This window comes from Microbacterium sp. No. 7, assembly GCF_001314225.1.
GTDB lineage: Bacteria > Actinomycetota > Actinomycetes > Actinomycetales > Microbacteriaceae > Microbacterium.
On sequence record NZ_CP012697.1, the window covers coordinates 1,347,836 to 1,370,675 of the forward strand.

Genomic DNA, 22,840 nt, shown 5'->3' on the forward strand with positions numbered 1-22,840 from the left:
CGCCCGCCGACGATGGGGCCGCGCGCGCCGCCGAGATCCCAGGCCACGAGGCGCGCGCGGCGGTCTAGGAATCCGGGAAGTACTTTCGTTTGGCGGCGGCGAGGATCTCGGGCGAGAGGCCGACAAGCTCGCCCGCCTCGGTCAACACGTGCACGACGCCCCAGAGGTCGAGCACGTAGCAGAGTGCGTGATCCTCGGCGTGCACGGGCCTGTAGCCACGGGGCAGACCGTAGGACGCGACGCCGACGTCAACACGGCGCGCGACGCCTGAGAACGTCGGCGACACAATGCGCGCTTGCGGCTGTGCGGCGGCGATCTCGTGCGCTCGGCGCGTCGGGGCGGCGGTCGGCGTCGAGGGCGTGCCGAGCACGCCGACAAGTGACGGCCCGTCAGGTGTGTAAGTGCTCATGCCGCGCCCCTCGCTCTCTGCCTCGGCCCGCTTGCGCGGGCGGGTGTGCCCCGTTTCATCCCTGCCCAGAATCCCGACATGCTCCAGCGCGGCGAGGCGTCGGCGAACGCCGCACACTCTGCCAGGATCGGGCACGACTCGCACACGGCGCGCATGTGCGCGACGTCGGCGGCTGACGGCAGGTCAGCCACAAAGCGGGCGTCACTGTCACACGCGGGCGTCGAGGTCGTCAGAGCGTCGCTGAGCGCATCCCACGCGGCTCGGGCGGCGGCGGGAAGCTCGAACCGTGGGCCGAGCGGCACATCTTGCCGGGGGCGCGTCATGGCGTCCCCTTGGCCGTCAGGCGAGCGCACAGCGCCGCGAACGATGCGAGGGAGAGCACGACGTATGCGCCCGACGTCTCGCGCCCTACACGGCGTTGCACGACGACGCCGCGCGAACCGTCGCCACGGTCTACGGCGAGCATGTCGGCATGGTCGAGAGACTCCGAGAGCCGCCCCGCTCTGCCGTAGCTCGTGCGGAAGGTCAGGCCGTCGAGGCCGAGCACATCGCCGCGCACGTCGCCGATCTCGTCGGAGATCTTCGCGTGCGGATGCCGGGGCCGGATCGGCTGGCGTAGCTCGGCGGCGAGGTATCCTGCGACGGACTCGCGCCACGCGGCGGCGAGGCGTCGGTCGTTGTGCTCGGCGGTGCGGCTCATTGGTCAGCGCGTCCCGTCTGCGATCCCTTGGCGGCGACGCTCGGCCTGAGCGGCGGCGGCACGCTCGGTAGGGTGCTCGCCGGGGCGATAGACGGCGGTCGTCTTCGAGGTTGAGCCAGCGGGGCCGTAGATGCGCTCTACCTCGGCGAGTGCCTCGGCGCGCTCGGCCTCGGACGGCAGAGCGTAGGCGCGGCGGCGGGCCGTGTCGCGGGCGCGCATCCATTCCGGCGTGCCGTACTCCCAGGGTCGGAGATCCGAGGGGGCGGGGCCGGGGCGGACCATGACGGCCCCGTAGCGCTTGACCTGCCGCTCTTCGTCGTAGACGACGCCAACCCATGACGTCGCGAGCGATCCGTTACGGTCGCGGGCCGCTTCGATCATCTCCGACGTGACAGTGAACGTCTGCCCCCGCTCCAGCACGACGGCGCGCCCCGTGATCATCGAGCCGCCGCCGAGGTTGACCGTCAGGCCGGATCGGAGACAGTGCACCTGTTCACCCGGCACGGGGATGCGCGGCGCGCTCGCCGCCGTCGCTGTGTTGGCCGCGAGGATCGCGTCGAGGTCGTCGGGGGTCGTGGTGTCGTTCATGCTGTGGCCTCCAGGGCGTGGGTGTTCGTTTCTCGAATCGTGCGAGCGCGGCGTCGGAGATCCCGCGCGCCGCGTGTGTGCCCGAGTGCATCGAGGGCATCCGCGAGAGCGTCGCCGACCTCGGGCCGGTCGCGCATGGCGAAGAGGACGGCCCCCGCCAAGTCGTTGGCCTCGGTCAGCTCGGCGTGAGCGTCGGCGGTCGTGATCCCGAAGCGGTCGGCGAGGGCGAGGCGGGCGACGATCTCAGAGCGACCAGCGCGCAGAGCGAGGGCATCGTCGCCTCGGGCGTCGGCATCCCGGCGTGTGTCTGCGGCATGGTCGGCGACGTCAGCGAGGGCGGCGGCGAGAGCGAGGGCAGGGGCAGGGCTGACCTCGCGCACGGCCTCGCGGTCGGCGATGTCAAGGTGGCTGTCAACGTGACGGCGCACACTCTCGCGGCTCATCCCGTAGAGGCGAGCGGCGGCACGGAATGTCACGGTCCCCGACGAGAGGATGCGCTCAATCTCGGCGCGCTGGGGATGACGGCACACGTTACAAGCACGGCCCCCAACGGGGCGCGTGTCGCGTGACGTGTGCGCGGTCATGGTCAGAATCCAGGGTCTGCGAAGTCGAGAACCTCGGCGAGGCTCAGGCCGTAAGGCTCGCCCGCGATGACCGCGTTCGTTTGCGTATCCACGATGCGGAACGTCCCGTAATCGGCGGCGCGTTCGTTGCGGCGGCGGCTCTTTCGCAGGGCGTATCCCTGCGAAGTCAGAGACTTGCGGGCGACGCGTTCCGCCCATCCGAGGAGGTGAGGATCTCCCGCGTCCTGTAGCGACGCGAGAGCGTCGGCCCTAGAGGGGCCGTAGGCGAGTCGCTCGGCGAGGTCGTAGCGGGGCCGTGTCACGGCGGGGGCCAATGTCGTCATGGCATGACGGTACATCGGTTCTGAACAAAAGTCCAACCAAACGGATCGTAGCACGTAACGTGTGTCGAACGCAAATCCTATTTCTGAAAACGAGGTCGTCGCTCGTGACGTGCGCCCCTGAGCATCCCGCCGAGGGCGAAGAGCTTTCGGCCCCGGCTCGCCCGGTCGATCTCGGCGAGCATCGCGTCGGCGGTCGCGTCGCCGCGTGCCGCACGCTGTAGGAGCATCGAGGGCGTGAGCGTGCCCGGCGTGCTCGTGGGGGCGGTCGTCATGTGGCTCTTGGTCACGTATCCCACAGCGGCGGAGAGGCCGAACGGGCGCACGTCCTGCCCTGAGGCGTCGGCGGCGATCCCGAGGCGGTCGGCGGCGTCGAGGTAGCGGGCGACGATGCGCTCGCCGGTCCGCGCCGCCTCGGAGCGGGGCACGTCGTTTCCGAAAACGAGGATCGTGTGCGCGTGAACGTGCCAGCCCTCGGGCGTGTGCTCGATCTCCAGCAAGCGGGCGTAGCCGCCTACGTTACGTGTCAACCATTGCCGGTGTGCCACGGCACCGAGCAGGGCATCGAGCGCCGCCCACACGTCGCCGAGCGCCCGGTCGGGCGTATGGCTGACTGTGGCTGTCCACACGAGAGCCGGGCCGATCTCGGGGGCGGCGCGGAGCGCCTCGGCCAGGCGGGCGCGCACGTCGGCGGCTCGGCGATGCGAGCAACGGGCGCAACGCGCCGAACGGCACATCCTGCCGCGAACGCCGCACATGCGAACGCCACGACTTGGCGCGTGCACGTCTTGATAGCGGCGAAGCTCGCCGACAGATAGCCACTCTCGGAGCGGTGCGCGTTGTAGTTCTGATACGTCTAGTGATGAATCAAGAGAGGAGCGCCCGCGCGCTTTCGTCCCGAGGTAGCGCACACTCTCGCGCGTGAAGGGGACGCGGCGGGGTCGCGTAGCTGTGCTCATGGGCTGTCGTCTCTCGCGGTGCCCCGTCGTCTGCCGTGACGGGGCCGGATGACGCCGACTGTACACGCTGGCGGAAGAGGCGGCGAGTGCGAGAATGCCCGGTCAGCGTTCGTTTCCAGAAACGAACCTAGCGCGGCAAGAGAATGCCCCCGGCGCTATGTGCCTGGCAGGGCGCGCCGGGGGCGAGAGGCGATGACGATCAACCGAGCGACACGGTACACGCTCCCGGCGAGGCTTGCTCGACACGGGGGCAATCGGGCACACGTTACCGCCACGGGGCACACGTGACCGCTACGACCGGTGCATATATAGAGGCACACGTGACCGCTACGGATCTAGGTACGCCATTTCAGTGCGACTGTGGCGGCGGTCGCCTTCGCGGGACTGCTCGTCGTGATCATGCGCAGCGACGAGGTGCGCGAGATCCTCACCGATCTCGTGCGCCGCGCGCTCACGGTCGCATGAGGCTCATCCGCGACGAGCGGGGCACGGCGGCGGCGGAGTTCGCCGTCGTCGTGCCCGCGGCGGTGCTCGTCGTGGCGCTCGCCGCCGGCACGCTGCAGGCGGTGAGCCGCCAGGTGCGACTGGAGCAGGGCGCCGCGCAGGCCGCGCGGCTCGCGGGCCGCGGCGAGGACCCCGGCCGCATCGGGGCGAGCCTCGGCGTGACCGGCGCGTCGGTCGTCGTGCGCGGCGACGGCGACCTCGTCTGCGCGGAGGCGACGGCGCCCGCGGGCGTCCCGCTGCCGCTGCCGCCGCTCACGGCGTCGTCCTGCGCTCTGGCGGGAGGCCGCTGATGGCGGGCACGGCGGTCGCCGCGGGCGTTCTCGCGGCGACCGCCGTCTTCGCTGCCGGCGTCGCGACGGCCGGGGCCGCCTCGGTGCGCAGCGTGCAGGTGGCCGGCGTCGCCGATGCCGCCGCGCTCGCCGCCGCCGACGCGGCGTCGGGCGCGGTGCCGGGCGTGCCGTGCGAGCGGGCCGGGCAGCTCGCCGCGCGGGGTGGGGCCACGCTCGTCGCGTGCGAGGTCGACGGCCTCGTCGCGGTCGTCGAGGTGTCGGCGCCGTTCGGCGTGTTCGCCGCCTCGGCGCGCGCTCGCGCAGGGCCGCCGTCGGCGGCGCGGTGAGGCCGGCCACGACCGTTCGGCGGCGCGATCGAGGCCCGCCACCACTGCTCGGCGGTGGGTGGGCCTCGGCGACCAGCCGTCGGCGCGGTGAGGCCGGCGCTCCTCGGCGCGCCCGCTCAGCGCCGCGGGCCGTGCTCGAGCCGGTGCAGCGCGCGCTCGGCGGCGTTCGCCCCCGAGCAGCCGTGGATGCCGGGCCCGGGCGGCGTGGCCGCGGAGCACAGGTACGCGCCGGGCGCGCCCGTGTCGTACGGGAACGGCGTGATGCGCGGCCCGAGCAGGAACGGCAGCGGCAGCTTCGCGCCCGTGAGGATGTCGCCGCCCCGGAAGTTGGGGTTGGCGCGCGACATCTCCGTGGCCGACTGCACGCGCAGCGCCACGATGCGGTCGCGGAAGCCGGGCGCGAACCGCTCGATCTGCGCGACGATCGCATCGGTCGCGTCGCCCTGGAACCCGGTGGGGACGTGCGCGTAGGCGTAGACGGGCTTGACGTCGCCGGCCGCTCGCGAGGGGTCGGCGACGAACTGCTGCCCGACGAGCACGAACGGCCGCTCGGGCATGATGCCGCGGGCGGTGTCGCGCTCGGTCGCCACGATCTCGCGCGCCGAGCCGCCCAGGTGCACCGTGCCGGCCGTGCCGACGGCGGGATGGGTCCAGGGGATGCCGCCCTCCACGGCGAGGTCGACCTTGAACGCCGCGGGGCCCGAGCGGAAGCGGCGGTAGGCGGCGCGCGTCCGCCGCGGCAGACGGTCGCCGAGGATCTGTGCGACGGCCCGCGGGTGCAGGTCGTACATCGCGACGTCGTGGCGGGGGAGCTGCCGCTCCGCCCCGATGTGCACGCCCGTCTCGAACCGCACGCCCAGCTCGCGCAGACCCGCGACGATCGCGTTCGTCAGCACCCCCGTGCCGCCTTCGACGACGGGCCATCCCACCGCGTGGCCGGCCGAGAGGATGCCCGCGCCGATGCCGCCGACGAGCGGCAGGCGGAGGTCGGTGATCGCGTGCGCCGCCACGCCGGCATACAGGGCGCGGCCCTGCTCCGTGCGCAGCGCGCTGGCCACGAGCGCGGGCGGCGGCCCCGCGACCGCGCCGAACCGGGCGAACAGCACGGGGTGGGCCGGCCAGCGCAGCGTCGGCCGGAAGATCATCTCGGCGAGGTCGTCGAAGCGGCGGGACGGCGCGCCGAACATCGCCCTCCAGAGCCGGCCGTCGGCGCCGAGGCCCCGCGCCGTGACGTCGAGGTCCTGCGCCAGGAGCCCCGCGGTGCCGTCGTCGAGGGGATGCGCGGCGTCGAGGGGAGCCCGCGCCCAGCGCACGCCCCGCTCCTCGAGCCGCCACGACGCGATATAGTCTGATGCCGCCGCCATGGGGTGCACCGCGGCGCAGTGGTCCTGGATCAGCCCTTCGAGCGGGCCCTCGACGGATCGTGCGCCGCCGCCGAGCTCGTCGGCGGCCTCGAACACGGTGACCTCCAGCCCCGCGCGGGCCAGCACGGTCGCCGCCGCGAGGCCGTTGGGTCCGCTGCCGACGACGACGGCGCGGGTCATGGCTCTCCCTGTGCGTTCTGCGGAACGGGCATGCGCCTTAACCTATCGCCGGCGGCTCTCAGCCTTCGCACCCGCTCGCGGTGTGTAGGGTGTGCAACGAAGAAAGGACGCCACGTGGCAGACCGCAAAGCGCTCGGGGGCAAGAAGCTCGTCATCGTCGAGTCGCCGACCAAGATGAGGTCGATCCAGGGATACCTGGGCGACGGATATCAGGTGCTCAGCTCGGTCGGACACATTCGCGACCTCGCGGACAAGAAGGACATCCCCGCCGATCTCAAGAAGACGTCGGTGGGCAAGTACTCGATCGACATCGAGAACGGCTTCACTCCGCTCTACGTCGAGAGCGAGCGCGGCAAGAAGACCGTCGCCGAGCTCAAGCGCGCGCTGAAGGACGCCGACGAGCTCCTGCTCGCCACCGATGAGGACCGCGAGGGCGAGGCCATCGCGTGGCACCTGCTGCAGGCGCTGAAGCCGAAGGTCCCCGTCAAGCGCATGGTGTTCCACGAGATCACCAAGGAGGCCATCCAGGCCGCCGTCGAGCACACCCGCGACCTCGACGTCGCGCTCGTCGACGCGCAGGAGACCCGCCGCATCCTCGACCGCCTCTACGGCTGGGACGTCTCCGACGTGACCCGTCGCAAGGTCGGCCAGGGCACGTCGGCCGGCCGCGTGCAGTCGGCCGCGACGCGCCTCGTCGTCGACCGCGAGCGCGAGCGGATGGCGTTCGTCTCCGCCTCGTACTGGGACATCGTCGCGAACGCGACGCCGCGCGACGGCGCCCCGCAGCCGTTCTCGACGCGCCTCGCGCGCCTCGACGGCGCGCCGCTGGCCCGCGGCACCGACTTCGACGACACCGGCGCCCTCAAGAAGGCCGTCGTCGTGCTCAGCGAGGACGACGCCCGCGCGCTCGGCGCCGCGATCGAGGCGGCGGGCATCGCGACGGTCGCCTCGATCGAGGCGAAGCCGGGCACCCGCAGCCCCAAGCCGCCCTTCACGACCTCCACGATGCAGCAGGAGGCCGGGCGCAAGCTCTCGATGAGCGCGAAGCACGCGATGGGCGTGGCGCAGCGTCTCTATGAGAAGGGGTACATCACCTATATGCGCACCGACTCGATCGCGCTGTCGGCGCAGGCGGTCGCGGCGGCGCGCGCGCAGGCGGTCGCGCTCTACGGCGACCGTGCTGTGCCGGCAAGCCCCCGCACGTACAAGAGCAAGAGCAAGAACGCGCAGGAGGCGCACGAGGCGATCCGCCCCTCGGGCGAGGAGTTCCGCCGGCCCGCCGACGTGGCATCCGGCCTCGATCGCGACGAGCAGCGGCTGTACGAGCTCATCTGGAAGCGCACGATCGCCTCGCAGATGTCCGACGCCGCCTACGAGACCACGACGGTCGTGCTGGAGATCGACGCCGACGGACGCACCGCGTCGTTCACCGCCTCGGGCACCGTCTACACCTTCAAGGGCTTCCTGGAGGCCTACGAGGAGGGGCGCGACGAGCGTCGCGGCGACGCCGACTCGAGCGACGACCAGTCGCTGCCGCAGCTCGCGGTCGGTCAGCAGGTCGGCCTCACCGAGATCGAGCCCAAGGGGCACGCGACCACGCCGAAGCCCCGCTACACCGAGGCGAGCCTCGTCAAGGCGCTGGAGGAGAAGGGCATCGGGCGTCCCTCGACGTTCGCGAGCATCATCGACGTCATCCTCGAGCGCGGGTACGTGACCAAGCGCGGGCAGGCGCTCGTGCCGAGCTGGCTCGCCTTCTCGGTCGTCCGCCTGCTCGAGCAGCACTTCACCGATCTCGTCGACTACGACTTCACCGCCGCGCTCGAAGACGACCTCGACGCGATCGCCCGCGGCGAGCAGCAGCGCGTCGCGTGGCTCAACGAGTTCTACTTCGGCTCCGACCGGCACGTCGGCCTGCGCAACATCGTCGACAACCTCGGCGAGATCGACGCGCGGGCGATCAACTCGACGCCCATCGGCGACGTCGCGACGCTGCGCTTCGGGCGCTACGGACCCTACCTCGACGTGCCCGGCGAGGAGGAGGGCAGCTCGCGCATCGTCAACGTGCCCCCCGACCTCGCCCCCGACGAGCTCACCCCCGAGAAGGCGCGCGAGCTCATCGAGGCCCCGGTCGCGGGCGACCGCGTGCTGGGCGTGCACCCCGAGACGGGCAGGACGATCGTCGTCAAGGACGGCCGCTTCGGCCCCTACGTGCAGGAGCTCGTGCCCGAGCCCGAGGAGCCCGCGGAGCCGCCCAAGCGCGGCGCGAAGAAGGCCGTCGCGCCCAAGCCGCGCACGGCGTCGCTGTTCACGTCGATGTCGGTCGACACGATCGACCTCGATCAGGCGGTGCGGCTGCTGTCGCTGCCGCGCGTGGTCGGCGTCGACCCCGAGACGGACACCGAGATCACCGCGCAGAACGGACGCTACGGGCCGTACCTGAAGAAGGGCACCGACTCGCGCACGCTGCAGAGCGAGCAGCAGCTGCTCGACATCACCCTCGAGGAGGCGCTCGCGATCTACGCGCAGCCCAAGTACGGGGCGCGGGCGGCGTCGAGCGCGCTCAAGGAGTTCGACGCCGATCCGGTCAGCGGCAAGCCGATCAAGGTGAAGGACGGCCGGTTCGGCCCGTACGTCACCGACGGCACGACCAACGTGACGATCCCGCGCGGCCAGACGCCCGACGACATCACGTTCGAGATCGCCGTGCAGATGCTCGCCGACAAGCGCGCGAAGGGGCCCGCGCCCAAGCGCACGACGACCCGGCGGACCACGACGCGGAAGACCCCGGCGAAGAAGTGAGCGCCCGGCGGGGGCTGTGGATCACCCTCGAGGGCGGCGACGGCGCGGGGAAGACCACCCAGGCGACGCTGCTCGAGCAGTGGCTGCGCGACCGGGGCCGCACGGTCGTGCGCACCCGCGAGCCCGGCGGGACCGACGTGGGCGCGCTCGTCCGCGACATCGTGCTGCACCATCGCGGCGACATCGCGCCGCGCGCCGAGGCGCTGCTGTACGCGGCCGACCGGGCGCACCACGTGGCATCCGTCGTGCGCCCCGCGCTCGAACGCGGCGACGTGGTGATCCAGGACCGCTACCTCGACTCGTCGGTCGCCTACCAGGGCGCGGGACGCGTGCTGGATGCCGGCGAGGTGCGCGACCTGTCGCTGTGGGCCGCCGAGGGCGCCCTGCCCGACGTCACGGTGCTGCTCGACCTCGACCCCGCGCTCGCGCGGCGGCGGCTCGACGCCGCGGACAAGCCGTTCGACCGGCTGGAGGTGGAGAAGGCCGAGTTCCACGAGCGCGTGCGCGCCGCGTTCCTCGACCTCGCCGCCGCGGAGCCCGGGCGCTTCCTCGTGCTCGACGCGGCGCGTCCGGTCGACGACCTCGCCGCCGCCATCCGCGCGCGCGTGCGATCGGCGCTCTCGGCCGAGCACGCCCCGGCGTCCGCGCCCGAGCCGTCCTGAGGGCTGCCGCGCCGAGCTGTTCTGAGGCTGCCGCGCGGAGCTGTTCCGAGGCTGCCGCCCAGGAGACGTCGGAGGCGGCGGCTAGGCTGACGGGGTGACCGCCGCCGACCTCGCACCGCAGCCCGGGACGGACGCCCCGTGGACCGAGGCTCCGTGGACGGAGGCATGGGGTCAGCCCGAGGCGGTCGAGCGGCTGCGCGCGGCGGCGTCCGATCCGGCGCAGCTCGCCCACGCGTGGCTCATCACGGGCCCGCCCGGCTCGGGGCGGTCGACGCTCGCCTCCGCCTTCGCCGCCGCGCTCATCGCCGACCCCGGCAACGAGGCGGCCATGCGGCAGGTGCTCGCCGGAACGCACCCCGACCTCACGGTGCTGCGCACGGAGGGCGTGATCATCTCGATCCGCGATGCGCGCGCGCTCGTCGAACGGTCGGCGTTCGCCCCCTCGCTGGGACGGTACCGCGTCATCGTGATGGAGGACGCCGATCGTATGTCGGAGCGCACGAGCAACGTGCTGCTCAAGGCCCTCGAGGAGCCGCCCGAGCGCACCGTCTGGATCCTGTGCGCGCCGAGCGACGCCGACCTCCTGCCCACGATCCGCTCGCGGGTGCGCACGCTGCGCCTGCGCGAGCCCGGCATCGACGCGGTCGCGCGGCTGCTCGTCGCGCGCACCGGCGTCGATCCGCAGCTCGCCGAGCGCTGCGCGCGGCACGCGCAGCGGCACATCGGCATGGCGCAGCGCCTCGCCACCGACGAGCGCGCGCGGGCACGCCGCGACGAGACCCTCACGGCCGCGCTCGGGGTGCGCGGCGTCGGCGACGCCGTGGAGGTCGCGGGGCGCATCGTGCAGCTGGCCACCGACGACGCGAAGGCGCTCACCGCCGAACGCGACGAGGCCGAGCGCTCGGCGCTGCTGCGCACGCTCGGCATCGCCGACGGCGCCGCCGTGCCGCACGCCGTGCGCGGGCAGCTGAGCGCCCTCGAAGAGGAGCAGAAGCGCCGCGCCACCCGCAGCCTGCGCGACGGCATCGACCGCGTGCTCACCGACCTCGAGTCGATGTACCGCGACACGCTCATGCTGCAGTTCGGGCGGCGGGACGGCCTCATCAACCGCGAGCTCGCCGCCGAGCTCGCGGCGCTCGCGGGGATGTGGACGCCGGCGCGCACGCTGACCGTGCTCGACCGCATCCGCGCCACGCGCGCGAACCTGGAGCAGAACGCGGCGCCGGCGCTGGCGCTGGAGAGCCTGCTGATCACCGTCGTGAGCGGAAGGATCCCGTGAGACGTCCCCTTGCCCTCGCCGTGCTCGTCGTCGCCACGCTCGGCCTGTCGGCCTGCATCCCCGGCTTCATCGAGCCCAAGCAGCCCATCGGCGGAGGCGTGGCGTCGCCCGCGCCGTCGCGGACGCCCGTCGTGGAGGGCGCGCCGGCCGGCTTCGAGCGGTTCTACGCGCAGACGCTCGACTGGTCGGAGTGCAGCGGGGCCGACGACGGGGCCTACGACTGCACCGAGGTCACGGCTCCGCTCGACTGGGCCGACCCGGATGCCGGCGAGATCCGGCTCGCGGTCATCCGCCGCGCCGCGGACGGCGGCGACGCGATCGGCTCGCTGCTGACCAACCCCGGCGGCCCGGGGGCGAGCGGCTACGACTTCATCGCCGACACCGTCTCGTACGCGGTGGGCGAGGACCTGCGCCGCGTCTACGACGTCATCGGCTTCGATCCGCGCGGCGTCGGCCGGTCGACCGCGGTCACCTGCTTCGACGCGCAGGGCATGGACGCGTTCCTCTTCGACATCCCCGCGGCGCCGCGCGGCAGCGGCGAGTGGACCGCCGAGCTCACGGAGCGCAACGAGCGGTTCGTCGCGGCCTGCGAGGCCGGCAGCGACGGCATCCTTCCCCACGTCACGACCGACAACGCGGCGCGCGACATGGACCTGCTGCGGGCCGTGCTGGGCGACGAGGAGCTGCACTACCTCGGCTACTCGTACGGCACCTTCCTCGGCGCGGTCTACGCGAAGCTGTTCCCCGAGCGGGTCGGCAGACTCGTGCTCGACGGGGCGATCGATCCCTCGATCCCCGGCATCGCGGTCGGCGAGACGCAGGCGGTCGGGTTCGAGGCGGCGCTGCGCAGCTACATGGCGCACTGCCTGGAGGGGCGCGACTGCCCGTTCCGGGGCAGCGTTGACGACGCCATGTCCGACCTGGGCACGCTCTTCGCGAGCGTCGACCGGTCGCCGCTCACCGCGAGCGACGGCCGCGAGCTGGGCGCCGACACGCTGCTGACGGCGATCGTCGCCTCGCTGTACACCGAGGACAACTGGACCTACCTCACGATGCTCCTCGACGACGCGCTGTCGGGCGATGCGCGCATGGCCTTCCTGCTCGCCGACTTCTACTACGGGCGCTCGCCGTCGGGCGGATACGACGACAACTCGACCGAGGCGTTCACGGCGTACAACTGCATGGACTATCCCGCGGAGACCGATGACACCGCCCTCGCGGCGTCGAAGGCGCGCATCGCGCAGGAGGCGCCCACGATCGCCCCCTACTGGGAGGGCGTCGACACGTGCGAGGCGTGGCCGTATCCGGCGACGGGCGTGCGCGAGACGATCGCCGCCGAGGGCGCGGCGCCGATCCTCGTCGTGGGCACGACGGGCGATCCCGCGACGCCGTACGAGTGGGCCGTGGCGCTCGCCGATCAGCTGTCGTCGGGCGTGCTCGTGACCCGCGAGGGGGAGGGCCACACGGGCTACGGCCAGGGCAACCGGTGCGTCGACGAGGCGGTCGAGACGTACCTCGTCGACGGCACGGTGCCGCAGGACGGGCTCGTGTGCCGGTGATCCACCGCCCGCGGCCGTGCGCCTCCGTGCGGCATCCGGCTCGGTTCGCCCGCGGGGCCGCGAACGTGTAAGATCGTTGCTTGTGCACGCGCCCTGGCGCGGCCCGCCGCCTTAGCTCAGACGGCAGAGCGATTCACTCGTAATGAATAGGTCGAGGGTTCGATTCCCTCAGGCGGCTCCAGAAAAAGCCCCGGTCAGACACAAATCCGACCGGGGCTTTTCGCTTGTCGGAAGCCCTTCGTGTAGCAGGCGTGTAGCAGGAGGGGCACCTAGCCCAGTGCCAGAGTGGGTCGCTACGCTGGTGAATCATGAAGGAACTCAGCTCACAGCCGACTCTCAGTGAGGTGGTCGCGATCGTCCGCGTCGTCGATGGCAAGGTCGCCGACCTCCTCGAGGAGTCGGATGCGGCGCCTGAGATCATCCTCCGCGAGCGCGACATCAGCATGCACGGCTGGGGGTCGGAGACCAGGGCTGAAGTTGTTGCGGTGACCGTGCGGTGGCAGTGGCAGTCCCGCACCCGCGGGCTCCGTGACGCTGCCGTCACCGTGATCGAAACGGTGATCGGCGGCCGGGGCGCTGGAGGGGACGGGTGGGGCGAGATCGCACAGTACGCCTCCACGGGGCTCCTGACTGCCGATGAGGCTCGCACCTTCGCGACGCTCGCACTGTCCGGCCTGCTCCCCAAGCGAGCGGGGTGGAGCGAGCTGTGAGCTGGAACTACCTACAGCTGGAGATCATCCCCGATGACGCGCTCGTGCGCCCGCTGATCGGTCCTGGTGGCATGTCGCGGCAGAAGGCGCACCGCGAGGTCGCCGCCCTGCTGACGCGCTTCGCGGGTATCCATGCGCCAGCATGGGCGCTCGTAAAGGCGTGGCGGGAAGGTGCGAAGGACGACACGGTTTACGCAGGCCCGTTCGTCTGGGCGATCTACGAAACAGACGATCCGCAAGCGGGCGCGCAGCAGTGGATCGACGACTACATCGCGACTCTGCGCGCCCAGGGGGTCGAGGTTGGGGTGGCGTGGTGAGTGACCTGCCCGACGGGTACATCGTGCGCTACCGGCCCGCGAAGGCCAACGCAATTGGGGCGCGCGACACCTGGCGCATCACCTACCAGGCCGGGGATCAGGAGTGGACGGAGAAGGTCTACGCGGCCGGCGATGTTCCATCTGCGATCGCGCGGCACCAGGCTGCGGGCGCACCGACGAAGCGCTCCCGCGCGTCGGTCGAGGGCGCGCGTGACGCGGCGGTCGTGAAGGGTGCTGCCGAGGGCGTCCCGCACTGGAAGCTCGCGCGCAGGCACGGCCTGACCATCACCGCGGTCGGCCGCATCATCGAAGCGGCGCAGCGCGAAGAGCGCAGAGCCCGTCGGCCACGGTTCGTTGAGGAAACGCGAGAGGGGCACACCCCCGTCCGCCGCCTCCGGCTGCGTGGACCGGCGACCGTGCGATTCGAGCCAGGCGCCTGAAGGCACGCTGTTCTCGTTCGCTCCACTAACATCAGGGGGACGACCTAGGGGGATCTGATGCCATCTGGTGCTGCAATTGGGAGCGGCGCGAAGGCCGACACATCGCACTTCCGGCTAGACATACAGGGCCTGCGGGCGGTCGCCGTGCTCGTCGTGTTCGCCGATCACATGTTCGGATGGCCCGCCGGCGGCTTCCTGGGCGTCGACGTGTTCTTCGTGATCTCCGGGTTCCTCATCACCGGCCTGCTCCTGCGTGAGTACGACCGGACGGGCCGGATCTCGTTCAAGCGGTTCTATGTTGGGCGGCTCAAGCGGATCGTCCCCGCGGCGACCGTCGTGATTCTGTTCACGCTCGCGTTCTCGTGGGCGTTGTTCACGAACCAGCGCGCTGCGACGGTGACGTGGGACGGCTTGTGGGCGTTCCTCTTCGGGGCCAACTGGCGGTTCGCCGCTACGGGCACCGACTACTTCCAGCAGGGCGGCGCCGTCTCGCCGTTACAGCACTACTGGTCCCTGTCCGTCGAGGAGCAGTTCTACTTCATCTGGCCCTGGCTCCTGCTCGGGCTCCTCGTTCTCTTCGCGCGTCGCGGCCCCCTGAGCGACAAGCGAGCGCGGATCATCGCCGGATCGACCATCGGCGTCATCTCCATGGCGTCGTTCGGGTGGGCGCTCCTACAGTCCGCATCGCAGCCGACGGTCGCGTACTTCTCGACCTTCACTCGCGGATGGGAGCTGGGTGTCGGTGCGCTCATCGCGATCGCAGCACCCCTGGTCGCCGGCATCCCCACCAAGTTGCGGACGATCATGGCGTACGCGGGTTTGGTGGGCATCTTCGCCGCCTGCTTCGTCATCACACCCGAATCAGCATGGCCCGCACCGTGGGCATTGTTGCCCGTCGCGTCGACGGCGCTTGTCATCATGTCAGGCGTCGGTCAGCCCGCCCCTTACATGGTGCCGTTGACGAACCGCGTGTCCGTCTTCGTCGGCAACATCTCGTACAGCCTCTACCTCTGGCACTTTCCCGTCATCATCTTCGGGCACGCCCTCTACCCAAATGCCGGGATCTGGGTGTACATCGGGATCGCGATTGTGGGATTCGCGCTCGCCACCGCCCAGTACTACGCGCTTGAGGTTCCTATCTGGAAGAGCCCGCTTTGGAGTGGCAAGAAGGGCTCGTGGCGACGCTGGCGATATGACCACATCGATGGCATCAAGTACGGATCGGCGTCGGCGTTCGTCGTCCTGTCGATCGCTGTCGTCGGTACGACTTTCGCGCCATCGCCCGTTACCATAGCGGTGCAAGAGCCACGCCCGACACCCTCTACATCTGAAACCACCGCTGCGCCCGAGACGGCCATGAGCCTGCTCAGCTCGCACATCGTCGATGGCCTGCGTGCACAGACTTGGCCAGCAAGCCTCACCCCGTCAATTGATGAGGTGGGCCCCGACTCGAAAGCGCAGGCCTGGGTCGGCGACGGATGTCTCGCGCTCGAACGCGGCGCAGAATCTGACCCGAGCGAGACGGCCGCGCGTTGTCTCTACGGTGACCCTGAGGCACCGAACACTGCGGTGCTTGCAGGCGACTCGATGGCGATCAGCTGGCTACCCGCGGTGCTGGGCGCTCTCGGGCCGGATTGGTCAGTGCGCGTGCTCACTATGCAGCAATGCCCGTTCGCATCTGTGAGCGTTCAGAAGGGCGATGGGAGCACGCACGAGGAATGCGACACATTCCACGCCATAACGCGAGCGCTCATCCAAGAGCTATCTCCCGATCTAGTCATCCTTTCCCAGGCAGACACAACGCTCGGTCGCGTCCTCGGCGCGCAGTCCGAACATGAAGCCGCGGGAATGGTTAGTGCGGCAACCGTTGAGACAGTACAGAGCTACGCCACAGCGGCCGCGCGCGTGGTGATCCTTGGCGCACCTCAGAGTATTCCAAACATTCTGGATTGCTACTCTGCGACTAGTGAGCCATCCGCATGTATCGGCAGGGTGCAAAGCCTGCATGGGACCAACGAGAGGCTATTGGCGGAAAGCATAGCGGGCCTCGGCAATGCCGCCTTTGTCTCGGCTACACCGTTCCACTGCTGGCGTGAAGAATGCCCTCCTTTCATTGATGGCTATATAGTCATGGCCGACGGCGCGCATCTATCCCAGGCGTACTCCGCGCGTTTGGGTGATCCGCTCAGAGATGCACTGTTCACCGGCCAAGACTAGCAGCACCCTCACAGAGGCATGAGTTCGAGCGCATCAATGTATGCGACCTCGCCCCCCGTTACGGCGGCCCAGAGTGCGACAGTGACGTAGGCGGCACCATTGGGAACCGATCGCTGATCGGCTATAATTCTATAGCTGGGATCTGTATCCATAGTTGAATTGTTGATTGCGTACCACGTCGTTTCACTGATCTGCACCCCTGCCGCATCCCAGAATCGAATCCGGGGTGCCAGCTGTCCCGACCATACGCCAGGTATCCTGTATGACATGGCAACGTGAACCACTCCGCCGGAGCGACAGGGGGCGCACTGCGAAACCACCCACTGCGAAACGTTCGCTGTCGGGGCTATCTTCAAAGATCGCCCTCCTGAATCACTAGACTCGTCCAGTGATAGTCCAAAGTTAGTCTTGACCCATGCCGATGTCTGCCACCCACGACCCGCTTGATAATCAAGCGGCTGTGCGGGCAGGTTAGCCGCCGTCGCGATCACATCATCCAATGGTCCTTCCCTCGTGAAAAGCGAATCCTTGATACTGCTAATCCCCAAAAGCGTGAACGGAAATGGGACGGGCGAACCAGTGACCAATGGTGCTCGCGTTCCAAAATTGCGCAGAAGCGTACAGTTCCTGATCTTGGGCTGGAACTCGACGCCTTCGAGCACGACCCTCACGGGGATCACGGACGCCACACCGCGCGCTGGCTCATCCACGCCAATTGCCAGGAAGTGAGCGCCGGCAACCGAGGGTGAGCCGTCAACTGTATCGTGGGGCATGATCTGACCACCGTGGAAAGCCAGCACAGTCGGACGAGTCGCGCCGGTCGGCGATGAGATCGAGAACCAGGGAGCAGCATTGAAGTCAGACTCAATATGACACTGGGAGAAATCCCAAGTGCCCGAATCAGCGACCAACGTCCGCCTTCCATAGTCGAACGAGCAGTGGGAGAAGTACGCCTCCCCCGCGCTTTCTTGGACGCCGCGCAGAAACGTCGCAGCAGGATGCGATGAGTTCATGTTGTGGAAGATGCATCCCGACCAAGACACATTCTCTCCGCTGTCGGAGGTGCCGGCGAAATAAACGGCCGTCTGCTGGGCCCGCGCGTATGTGCACGAGAAATGCTTGTGCAGGTATGAACCCGATCCGATGATCTCCTGATGCCGGAATCCAACAAAATTCACCCGGTCCAAGACAAATCGCCCCGTGTAGGTCGACGGCGTCTCAAGGCTCAGCCCATCCACTTCCGTATCTGTCGCCTGTGGGCCACGCAAAGACACGTTCTCGATGCGCGATGACCCGACTCCGTATGCGGGGACAGGTATGATTCCCCCGGCACCGACGGTGCCACGGATCGCGGGACCGCTGAACGTCGCATTCGACCAATCCAGAATCGACATATGCGACCCACGGATCGATACCCAGTCGCGCGGCAGAGTGATCTGACCATCCACACGGATAACTCCGGCGGGCAGGACGAGCGCAACCTTCAGCGCCCCCGCTGCATTAATCGCGTCCTGCAATGCGGCGGTCTGATCCGCCCCTGTCCCGGCCTCCACACCCATCAGCGCCGCGTAGCGCTCCGCGTGGGCCGTTGCGAGGAGTGTCGAGGACGTACCAGATGGATTGCCCAAGACAGCGGTCATGATCGTGTCATGCGTGCCCTCCGCCAGGGAGAACTCTTCCATCGCCTCCACGGCAGCCTGCACGACGGTCGGGTCAGAGGCGATGATATCTGCGGCGACATCCTGAACGCGGAAGTCGATCACCTCCGTCAACGAGCTGGGAGAGAGGCGTCCGTTCAGCTCACTATTGATCGCCGTGATGGCTGCATTAAGTGGCAAACCCCAGCCGCGCTGCCCAACCGAGGGGAGATTGATGCTCGCCATTTACCAGCCTCCAAGCTCGGGCCAAGGGGAGCCCTGCGAGCGGACGCGCGGCTGTGCGTATCCGCCGAGCGGGACGATATCGAAGAACTCTGCGGCGGCATCGCCGTCGGCGGCGTCAGCCTGCGCGTAGAAGGAGCGTGCGATCTCAAGCATGTCCTTGCCGCGATGGCGCGTGTCGATGGCGAGGTCGTCGGTCTTGATGGACCGGCCGAGCTGCACGTACTGCGACGCCAGGAGCGTGTAGAGGCTGCCGGCGGCGCGGTTCTGGTTGTCGCCAGAGATCGCGAGGGCGGCGATGAGGGCGTCATCCGACCAGATCGCGTAGTCGGCGACGCCTGCGACGGCATCAATGTTCGTGGCCGCCGTGTCGCCGACGAGGTAGCGCAGCTGACCCACGGGCGTGCCCGTGTCGATGGGGTAGGTGCCTTCGGTGCTCATCGCTCCTCTTTTGTTCGGGTGTGCATGAAGGCCCCGCCCCGCATGCCGCGAAGCGGGGCCTTCACTGAGATCGGCTTAGGCGCCGGGCGACCAGAACATCTGGTCGTGGGTAATGCTGGCCGCGTTGGTGAACTGGCGCAGCTTCAGGTCCACGCTGTCGTTGTCGAAGTGGGCCAGATCGAAGGGGCTCGACCCGTTGCCGCCACGCAGGAGCGTCCCGGTGAAGTTGTTCACCAGCACCTCAGGCGCCGTGCGGCCCGACAGCTGGAGCTTCTTGAGCCCCGGACGGCGCGTCGTGCCCGCAGCGGGCGTGACGTACCAGGCGGTGCTGCTCTCGATCCACTCGCTCTCGATGACGCCCTCGATCTTGCCGAGGTTGCCGACGGGCGGGGCGCCGTAGACGAACGTCTTCGAGCCGGGGGCCGGCTCTTCGATCGTGCGCAGCTGCTTCGCCTTGGCGATCTCGGCTTCGACCGTCTCGCCGAGGCCGGGTGCGACCACGACCCAGTAGCGGGGGGCGAGGACGACCTTGCGGTTGTTCACCTTGCGCGTCGAGATCTGCTGGAGACCCAGGCGCAGGGCGTCGACCGAGAAGCCCGCCGTTGCCGAGATCGAAGCGCCCGAGATGGGCGCAGTGCCCGCCTTGAGCTGCGAGACCGACGCACTGGCGGTGGCGCCGTCCTGGAGGGCCTGGAAGACCAGGAACTCGTCGGTGTCCAGGGCGATCTGGAGCATGTCGTCCGGCAGGCGGCGAATCAGCGGGCGCAGGCGCGAGAGCAGGCGCTCCAGCGTGACGCCGTACTTGAAACCGCGCTTCTCGATGGCGGCCTTGACGTTCTCCTCGGAGTAGCCGCTCGTGTACTGGTAGGTGTCACCCTCGGCCACGCGCGGCGAGACGCCCGCCTTGCCCTTGTTGCCCTTGCCGTACTTGAGCTGATCGCCCAGGTCGATCCAGAAGCTCTCGAAGGTCACCGGCTCGAAGTTGTCGACGGTCTCCACGTCGGCGATCTTCGTCCAGTGCCGCTCGGCCTTGTCGAACTGCTCCAGGTTGCGGACGTTGAGCAGGTGCGTCAGCGAGAACGAGGCGTCCGTGGTCGCCAGCGACTCCGCCAGGTCGACCTCCGCGCGCTGAGCGGCGAAGCCGCCCTGCGCCAGGGCGCCGACCATCTCGGTCATCCGCAGGTACTTCCGCTCGGTGACGAACGGGTTGACTTCGAGGCGGTTCTCGCAAGTCAGGTCGATGGCGGTCATTCTGCCACTCCGATCTCGACGGGTGCGACGCCATCGACGATGTAGCCGTCGTCGATGATGCCGACGTAGGTGTTGTCGACCGCGGGGCTGCCGCCGTCGTCTGCCGCCAGGGTGAGCCCCGTGATGACGCCCGAGGTGACCGTGGCGTAGACCTTCGTGCCCTGGTTGGTGCCCGCACCGCCGTTCGGCGTGGTCTCGCCGTCAGTGACGCCGGTCACCTCGAACAGCCACGAGCCGTCGCGAGCCACGACCGCGATGCCGCTGTCATAGCCGACGCCGGCCGAGCGGCGGGTGACGGAGGTGAGGCTGCCGGGAAGGTTCGACGTCTCGGTGCGGGTCGTGCCGCCCGAGTCAGCCAGCGTAACGCCGATCTCGCCGTTCTGCTTGTTGATGACGGGGGTGCCGCCGAAGACGCCCACCCCGACATCCCAGCGCCGGGTCTTGGACTCGGTGTACTTCTTGTACAGGTTGTCAGCCACGTCACCACCCCTTCGGAAGCGTTGCGGCGGCGGTCTTCGCGCCGGTCCCGCTCTCGTGGAGGCGGCCCGTGTAGCCGCCCTCCTCGGACTCCTGAAGGCGCGCCTTGGCGGCCTCCAGGATCTTGACGTCGTCCGCCTTCGCGGTCTCGATCGCCTTCGTGACGTCCTCGCCCGTGCGCGCGCGGGCCTTCAGGCCCTCGGCGGTGGGCGCGAGAAGACCGGCGGCGTCGATCGCCTCGACCTGCTTCTCGTAGTCCGAGACGGCCTTCTCGGCGGCGGCCTCCAGAGCCTCGGCGTCAACCTTGGCCTGAGCATCCGCCTGCTTGGCGGTCTTGGACTCGTTCACGAAAGCGATGATCGGCGCGAGTGCGGCTTCGAGGAGCCGGGTCACCAGCGCCTCAACGGCCTTCTCATCCATGTCATCTCCTTCTTCATTCCCTGCCGAGGCTTCGACAGTGGTCTTCCCTGCCGCTTCACGAGCGGCCTCGATCTTCCGGTCCAGCCCGCTGCCGGGGCGCCCGGCGTAGCTGACCATGTCGATCGAGTTGGTCCGGTTCGGCAGGAACGCGGTCACGACGCCGTTGTCGTCACGTTCCGCCCATGCGTAGATGCTCAGTTCGCCGTCTTCGCCGATGGACTCGACGACGTCCTTCCAGTGCGCCAGAATTCGCACGGGGGCCTTGACCTTCTGCTCTTCGGCATCCCAGTAGGCATCGGCCTCCAGCACGCCCCACTGATCGCGCGGGTCACGGTCGCCCGCGCCCTCGCCGTCGCCAGGATGCTTGAACCAGAGCTTCGTGCCCTTGGGCCACGCGCTGCCCGCGTCTCGCGCGAGAACTTCGGGAACGTAGGTGCCCGAACTGCCGACGCCAGGCGTGATGACCGTCACGAGCCACTTGCCCGCAGCCGACGCCAGAAGACGCGCGGAGTGCTCCGTGATCAGCGTGGGCTTCGGCATATCGACCAGTTTAGGAATGATTTAGTCGACTAATCTGCTCCAGGATCAGGTCAAGAAGCTGCTCTGTGCGCATTGCGGAAAGGCCCTCGCCGACCTTGTCGTCCCGGAGGTCATGGGCGCCGCTGTTTCCCGTGCCCTTTCGAGCACCCTGATCAGGCGCCGCCGTGGTGGGCGGCGTCGTTCCGTCGGCGTCGACATCCGGCCGGGCGAGAGACTTCTCGTTGTTCGGGAGCATGACCCCCTCCGGCCACTTCTCGCTGTCGGTGATGATGTCGAGCAGATCGAGCAGCCGCTCACGGATCTCGCCGGGGTGCAGGAGCCCGGTGTTCCACCCGAGGGCAATGGCCTGAAGCTCGCGGTAGAGGTCGACTTCGTCCAGTGCGGGGAAGGTCACCGCGGGGTTCTCGACGCCCATCCAGCGCAGCACGCGCTGGAAGTAGGCCGCCCAGGACTTCTGCCGCGACACCACTGCGCGCTTGGTCGGCAGGTCCAGGTTCGATGCCGAGCCATAGGACGAGCCGGCGGCGCCGGGATCGGAGAGAAGGTGCACGATCGACACCTGAACGCCGGTTGCGACCATCGCGGCGAGCGGGCGCCCGGAGTTGAAGTCATACCCGCGTCCCGCCGTCGGCAGGCTGGTCAGTTCCCCTGCGGATACGACGGCCTGTCCGGCGCCGGTCGCCGAGGCCAGCTGGATCTTGGCGTTCTCGCCGCCCTTCTTGCTCGGCACGGTGGCCTTGAACGCGATGGAAGCGAGCGCGCGGCTCATGATGTACCCGTGCTTCAGGAACTCGCTGTAGAGCTTCGCCCAGGCCACCACGGCGACGGCGTCGGGGATGCCGAGCGCCCAGCCGACCTGCCGGTTCACAGCGTGCACGATGAAGGTCTGGGTGTGATCGACCGGATCGCCCTGGATCTGCCGCTTGGCGCGATCCCTGAGTGGCTGGGGGCAGTCGTCGGTGTAGTACCAGACGTTCTTGACGACCTTCTTGCCGGTCCGATCCGTCTGCGTCCAGGTGCGCCGCCAGGCCCAGACCTCATCGCCGAAGTCGGGATTGGTGAGCAGGTTCGTGATCTGAGAGAGCGGGACGCGGCGGAGGATCTTGGTCTTGTTGTCGCCGAGGAGGAAGAACTGCCCGTCGCTGTACTCGGCGCGCTCCATCTCCTCGTGTGCGGTGTCGGAGAAGACGTTGGCCTGGTTGATGCTGTCCTCGAACGCCTCGAACGTGCGATCTGCGGCGCTCTTGGGGCCGCTGCGCGCGCCGTAGCTTTCAGGCTTCAGATCGGGCAGCTTGATGCCCTTGGACCAGACGTACGAGTGGCGCAGCTGGGCGCCGCGGTCGATGATGGGCGAGCGCACCATCGCCTTGCGGATCTCCTGCGAGATGTCCTGAAGCTCGGCTAGCTGGAAGCCGCCGTCCTCATGCGCCCCGCCGAGGATGTGCGTCCAGTTGCGGTCCTCGATGTCGAGCGCGCGGTTGAGCGCGGCAAGGGTCTCCAGGACGAGACTATCCTCGCGACCCAGGATCTCGAACACCTCACCCGCCCGCTCCGCAGCAGCCTCGGGGGACAGTTCCAGGAGTGTCATGCCTCCATTCTGAGAGAATTAGTCGGCTAATCCGGG

The 22,840-nt window shown here is 69.2% G+C and carries 23 protein-coding genes, 1 tRNA gene and 1 pseudogene; 12 read left to right on the top strand and 13 right to left on the bottom strand.

Going from position 1 to position 22,840, the window contains the following annotated elements:
- Positions 1 to 64: 64 nt before the first annotated feature.
- The 6 genes from AOA12_RS05920 to AOA12_RS05945 form a co-directional block, all read right to left on the bottom strand.
- On the bottom strand, positions 65 to 409 hold the full coding sequence (locus AOA12_RS05920) for a hypothetical protein (protein WP_197281068.1): 345 nt from the start codon (positions 407 to 409) through the stop codon (positions 65 to 67).
- A 319-nt stretch (positions 410 to 728) separates the two neighbouring features.
- A complete protein-coding gene (locus AOA12_RS05925; protein ID WP_054681084.1) occupies positions 729 to 1,109 on the bottom strand; it encodes a hypothetical protein in 381 nt (126 codons plus the stop codon).
- 3 nt (positions 1,110 to 1,112) lie between these two features.
- Entirely contained in the window at positions 1,113 to 1,697 is a 585-nt protein-coding gene (locus tag AOA12_RS05930; RefSeq protein ID WP_054681085.1) for a hypothetical protein, read from the bottom strand.
- Positions 1,694 to 2,140, bottom strand: coding sequence for a hypothetical protein (locus tag AOA12_RS23825; RefSeq protein ID WP_231637190.1), 447 nt, complete (start codon positions 2,138 to 2,140; stop codon positions 1,694 to 1,696). Before AOA12_RS23825 ends, AOA12_RS05930 begins: the two co-directional genes overlap by 4 nt.
- Positions 2,141 to 2,283: 143 nt before the next feature.
- Positions 2,284 to 2,604, bottom strand: a complete 321-nt coding sequence (locus AOA12_RS05940; protein WP_156366406.1) for a hypothetical protein — start codon at positions 2,602 to 2,604, stop codon at positions 2,284 to 2,286.
- Positions 2,605 to 2,681: 77 nt separating this feature from the next.
- On the bottom strand, positions 2,682 to 3,560 hold the full coding sequence (locus AOA12_RS05945; RefSeq protein WP_442922273.1) for a protein rep: 879 nt from the start codon (positions 3,558 to 3,560) through the stop codon (positions 2,682 to 2,684).
- A gap of 354 nt (positions 3,561 to 3,914) precedes the next feature.
- On the opposite strand from AOA12_RS05945, the pseudogene AOA12_RS22515 reads away from it, so the two are divergent.
- The 3 genes and pseudogenes from AOA12_RS22515 to AOA12_RS05955 form a co-directional block, all read left to right on the top strand.
- Positions 3,915 to 4,025 (top strand): annotated as a pseudogene (locus tag AOA12_RS22515) (DUF4244 domain-containing protein); the annotation flags it as partial.
- Positions 4,022 to 4,354: a TadE family type IV pilus minor pilin gene (locus AOA12_RS05950; protein WP_054681089.1), complete on the top strand. Its 333-nt coding sequence runs from the start codon at positions 4,022 to 4,024 to the stop codon at positions 4,352 to 4,354. The pseudogene AOA12_RS22515 and the gene AOA12_RS05950, both read left to right, overlap by 4 nt.
- Positions 4,354 to 4,680 (top strand): hypothetical protein, encoded by a 327-nt coding sequence (locus tag AOA12_RS05955; RefSeq protein ID WP_054681090.1) that lies wholly within the window; start codon positions 4,354 to 4,356, stop codon positions 4,678 to 4,680. The genes AOA12_RS05950 and AOA12_RS05955 overlap by 1 nt, the downstream gene beginning before the upstream one ends.
- A 116-nt stretch (positions 4,681 to 4,796) precedes the next feature.
- Here the strand turns inward: AOA12_RS05955 and AOA12_RS05960 are convergent, their stop codons facing one another.
- Positions 4,797 to 6,224, bottom strand: coding sequence for a phytoene desaturase family protein (locus AOA12_RS05960; RefSeq protein WP_054681091.1), 1,428 nt, complete (start codon positions 6,222 to 6,224; stop codon positions 4,797 to 4,799).
- Between the two features lie 114 nt (positions 6,225 to 6,338).
- On the opposite strand from AOA12_RS05960, the gene topA reads away from it, so the two are divergent.
- The 9 genes from topA (at position 6,339) to AOA12_RS06005 (ending at position 16,207) form a co-directional block, all read left to right on the top strand.
- Positions 6,339 to 9,023 carry a type I DNA topoisomerase gene (topA, locus tag AOA12_RS05965; protein WP_257720153.1) on the top strand — a complete coding sequence of 895 codons (2,685 nt, stop codon included), beginning with the start codon at positions 6,339 to 6,341 and terminating at the stop codon, positions 9,021 to 9,023.
- On the top strand, positions 9,020 to 9,685 hold the full coding sequence (gene tmk / locus AOA12_RS05970) for a dTMP kinase (protein ID WP_054681092.1): 666 nt from the start codon (positions 9,020 to 9,022) through the stop codon (positions 9,683 to 9,685). The genes topA and tmk overlap by 4 nt, the downstream gene beginning before the upstream one ends.
- Positions 9,686 to 9,779: 94 nt before the next feature.
- A complete protein-coding gene (locus AOA12_RS05975) occupies positions 9,780 to 10,964 on the top strand; it encodes a DNA polymerase III subunit delta' (protein WP_054681093.1) in 1,185 nt (394 codons plus the stop codon).
- Positions 10,961 to 12,523, top strand: a complete 1,563-nt coding sequence (locus tag AOA12_RS05980; RefSeq protein WP_054681094.1) for an alpha/beta hydrolase — start codon at positions 10,961 to 10,963, stop codon at positions 12,521 to 12,523. The genes AOA12_RS05975 and AOA12_RS05980 overlap by 4 nt, the downstream gene beginning before the upstream one ends.
- 105 nt (positions 12,524 to 12,628) lie before the next feature.
- A tRNA-Thr gene (locus AOA12_RS05985) sits at positions 12,629 to 12,704 on the top strand.
- A 127-nt stretch (positions 12,705 to 12,831) separates the two neighbouring features.
- Entirely contained in the window at positions 12,832 to 13,233 is a 402-nt protein-coding gene (locus AOA12_RS05990; RefSeq protein ID WP_156366407.1) for a hypothetical protein, read from the top strand.
- Complete coding sequence (locus AOA12_RS05995; RefSeq protein ID WP_054681096.1) at positions 13,230 to 13,550, top strand: hypothetical protein; 321 nt, start codon at positions 13,230 to 13,232, stop codon at positions 13,548 to 13,550. The genes AOA12_RS05990 and AOA12_RS05995 overlap by 4 nt, the downstream gene beginning before the upstream one ends.
- Entirely contained in the window at positions 13,547 to 13,990 is a 444-nt protein-coding gene (locus tag AOA12_RS06000) for a hypothetical protein (RefSeq protein WP_231637191.1), read from the top strand. The genes AOA12_RS05995 and AOA12_RS06000 overlap by 4 nt, the downstream gene beginning before the upstream one ends.
- A 57-nt stretch (positions 13,991 to 14,047) precedes the next feature.
- Positions 14,048 to 16,207 carry an acyltransferase family protein gene (locus tag AOA12_RS06005; RefSeq protein WP_054681098.1) on the top strand — a complete coding sequence of 720 codons (2,160 nt, stop codon included), beginning with the start codon at positions 14,048 to 14,050 and terminating at the stop codon, positions 16,205 to 16,207.
- An 8-nt stretch (positions 16,208 to 16,215) separates the two neighbouring features.
- Here the strand turns inward: AOA12_RS06005 and AOA12_RS23015 are convergent, their stop codons facing one another.
- From AOA12_RS23015 to AOA12_RS06030, 6 genes are all read right to left on the bottom strand, one after another.
- The gene (locus AOA12_RS23015) at positions 16,216 to 18,090 is read right to left on the bottom strand and encodes a hypothetical protein (RefSeq protein WP_156366408.1); all 1,875 of its coding nucleotides are present in this window, start codon (positions 18,088 to 18,090) and stop codon (positions 16,216 to 16,218) included.
- Positions 18,091 to 18,528, bottom strand: a complete 438-nt coding sequence (locus AOA12_RS06010) for a hypothetical protein (protein ID WP_054681099.1) — start codon at positions 18,526 to 18,528, stop codon at positions 18,091 to 18,093.
- A 75-nt stretch (positions 18,529 to 18,603) separates the two neighbouring features.
- Entirely contained in the window at positions 18,604 to 19,779 is a 1,176-nt protein-coding gene (locus AOA12_RS06015; RefSeq protein ID WP_054681100.1) for a phage major capsid protein, read from the bottom strand.
- Positions 19,776 to 20,258, bottom strand: a complete 483-nt coding sequence (locus AOA12_RS06020) for a hypothetical protein (RefSeq protein ID WP_054681101.1) — start codon at positions 20,256 to 20,258, stop codon at positions 19,776 to 19,778. The genes AOA12_RS06015 and AOA12_RS06020 overlap by 4 nt, the downstream gene beginning before the upstream one ends.
- Before the next feature lies 1 nt (position 20,259).
- Positions 20,260 to 21,216, bottom strand: coding sequence for a hypothetical protein (locus tag AOA12_RS06025; RefSeq protein ID WP_054681102.1), 957 nt, complete (start codon positions 21,214 to 21,216; stop codon positions 20,260 to 20,262).
- 10 nt (positions 21,217 to 21,226) lie between these two features.
- Positions 21,227 to 22,804 (bottom strand): hypothetical protein, encoded by a 1,578-nt coding sequence (locus tag AOA12_RS06030; protein ID WP_156366409.1) that lies wholly within the window; start codon positions 22,802 to 22,804, stop codon positions 21,227 to 21,229.
- Positions 22,805 to 22,840 lie beyond the last annotated feature (36 nt).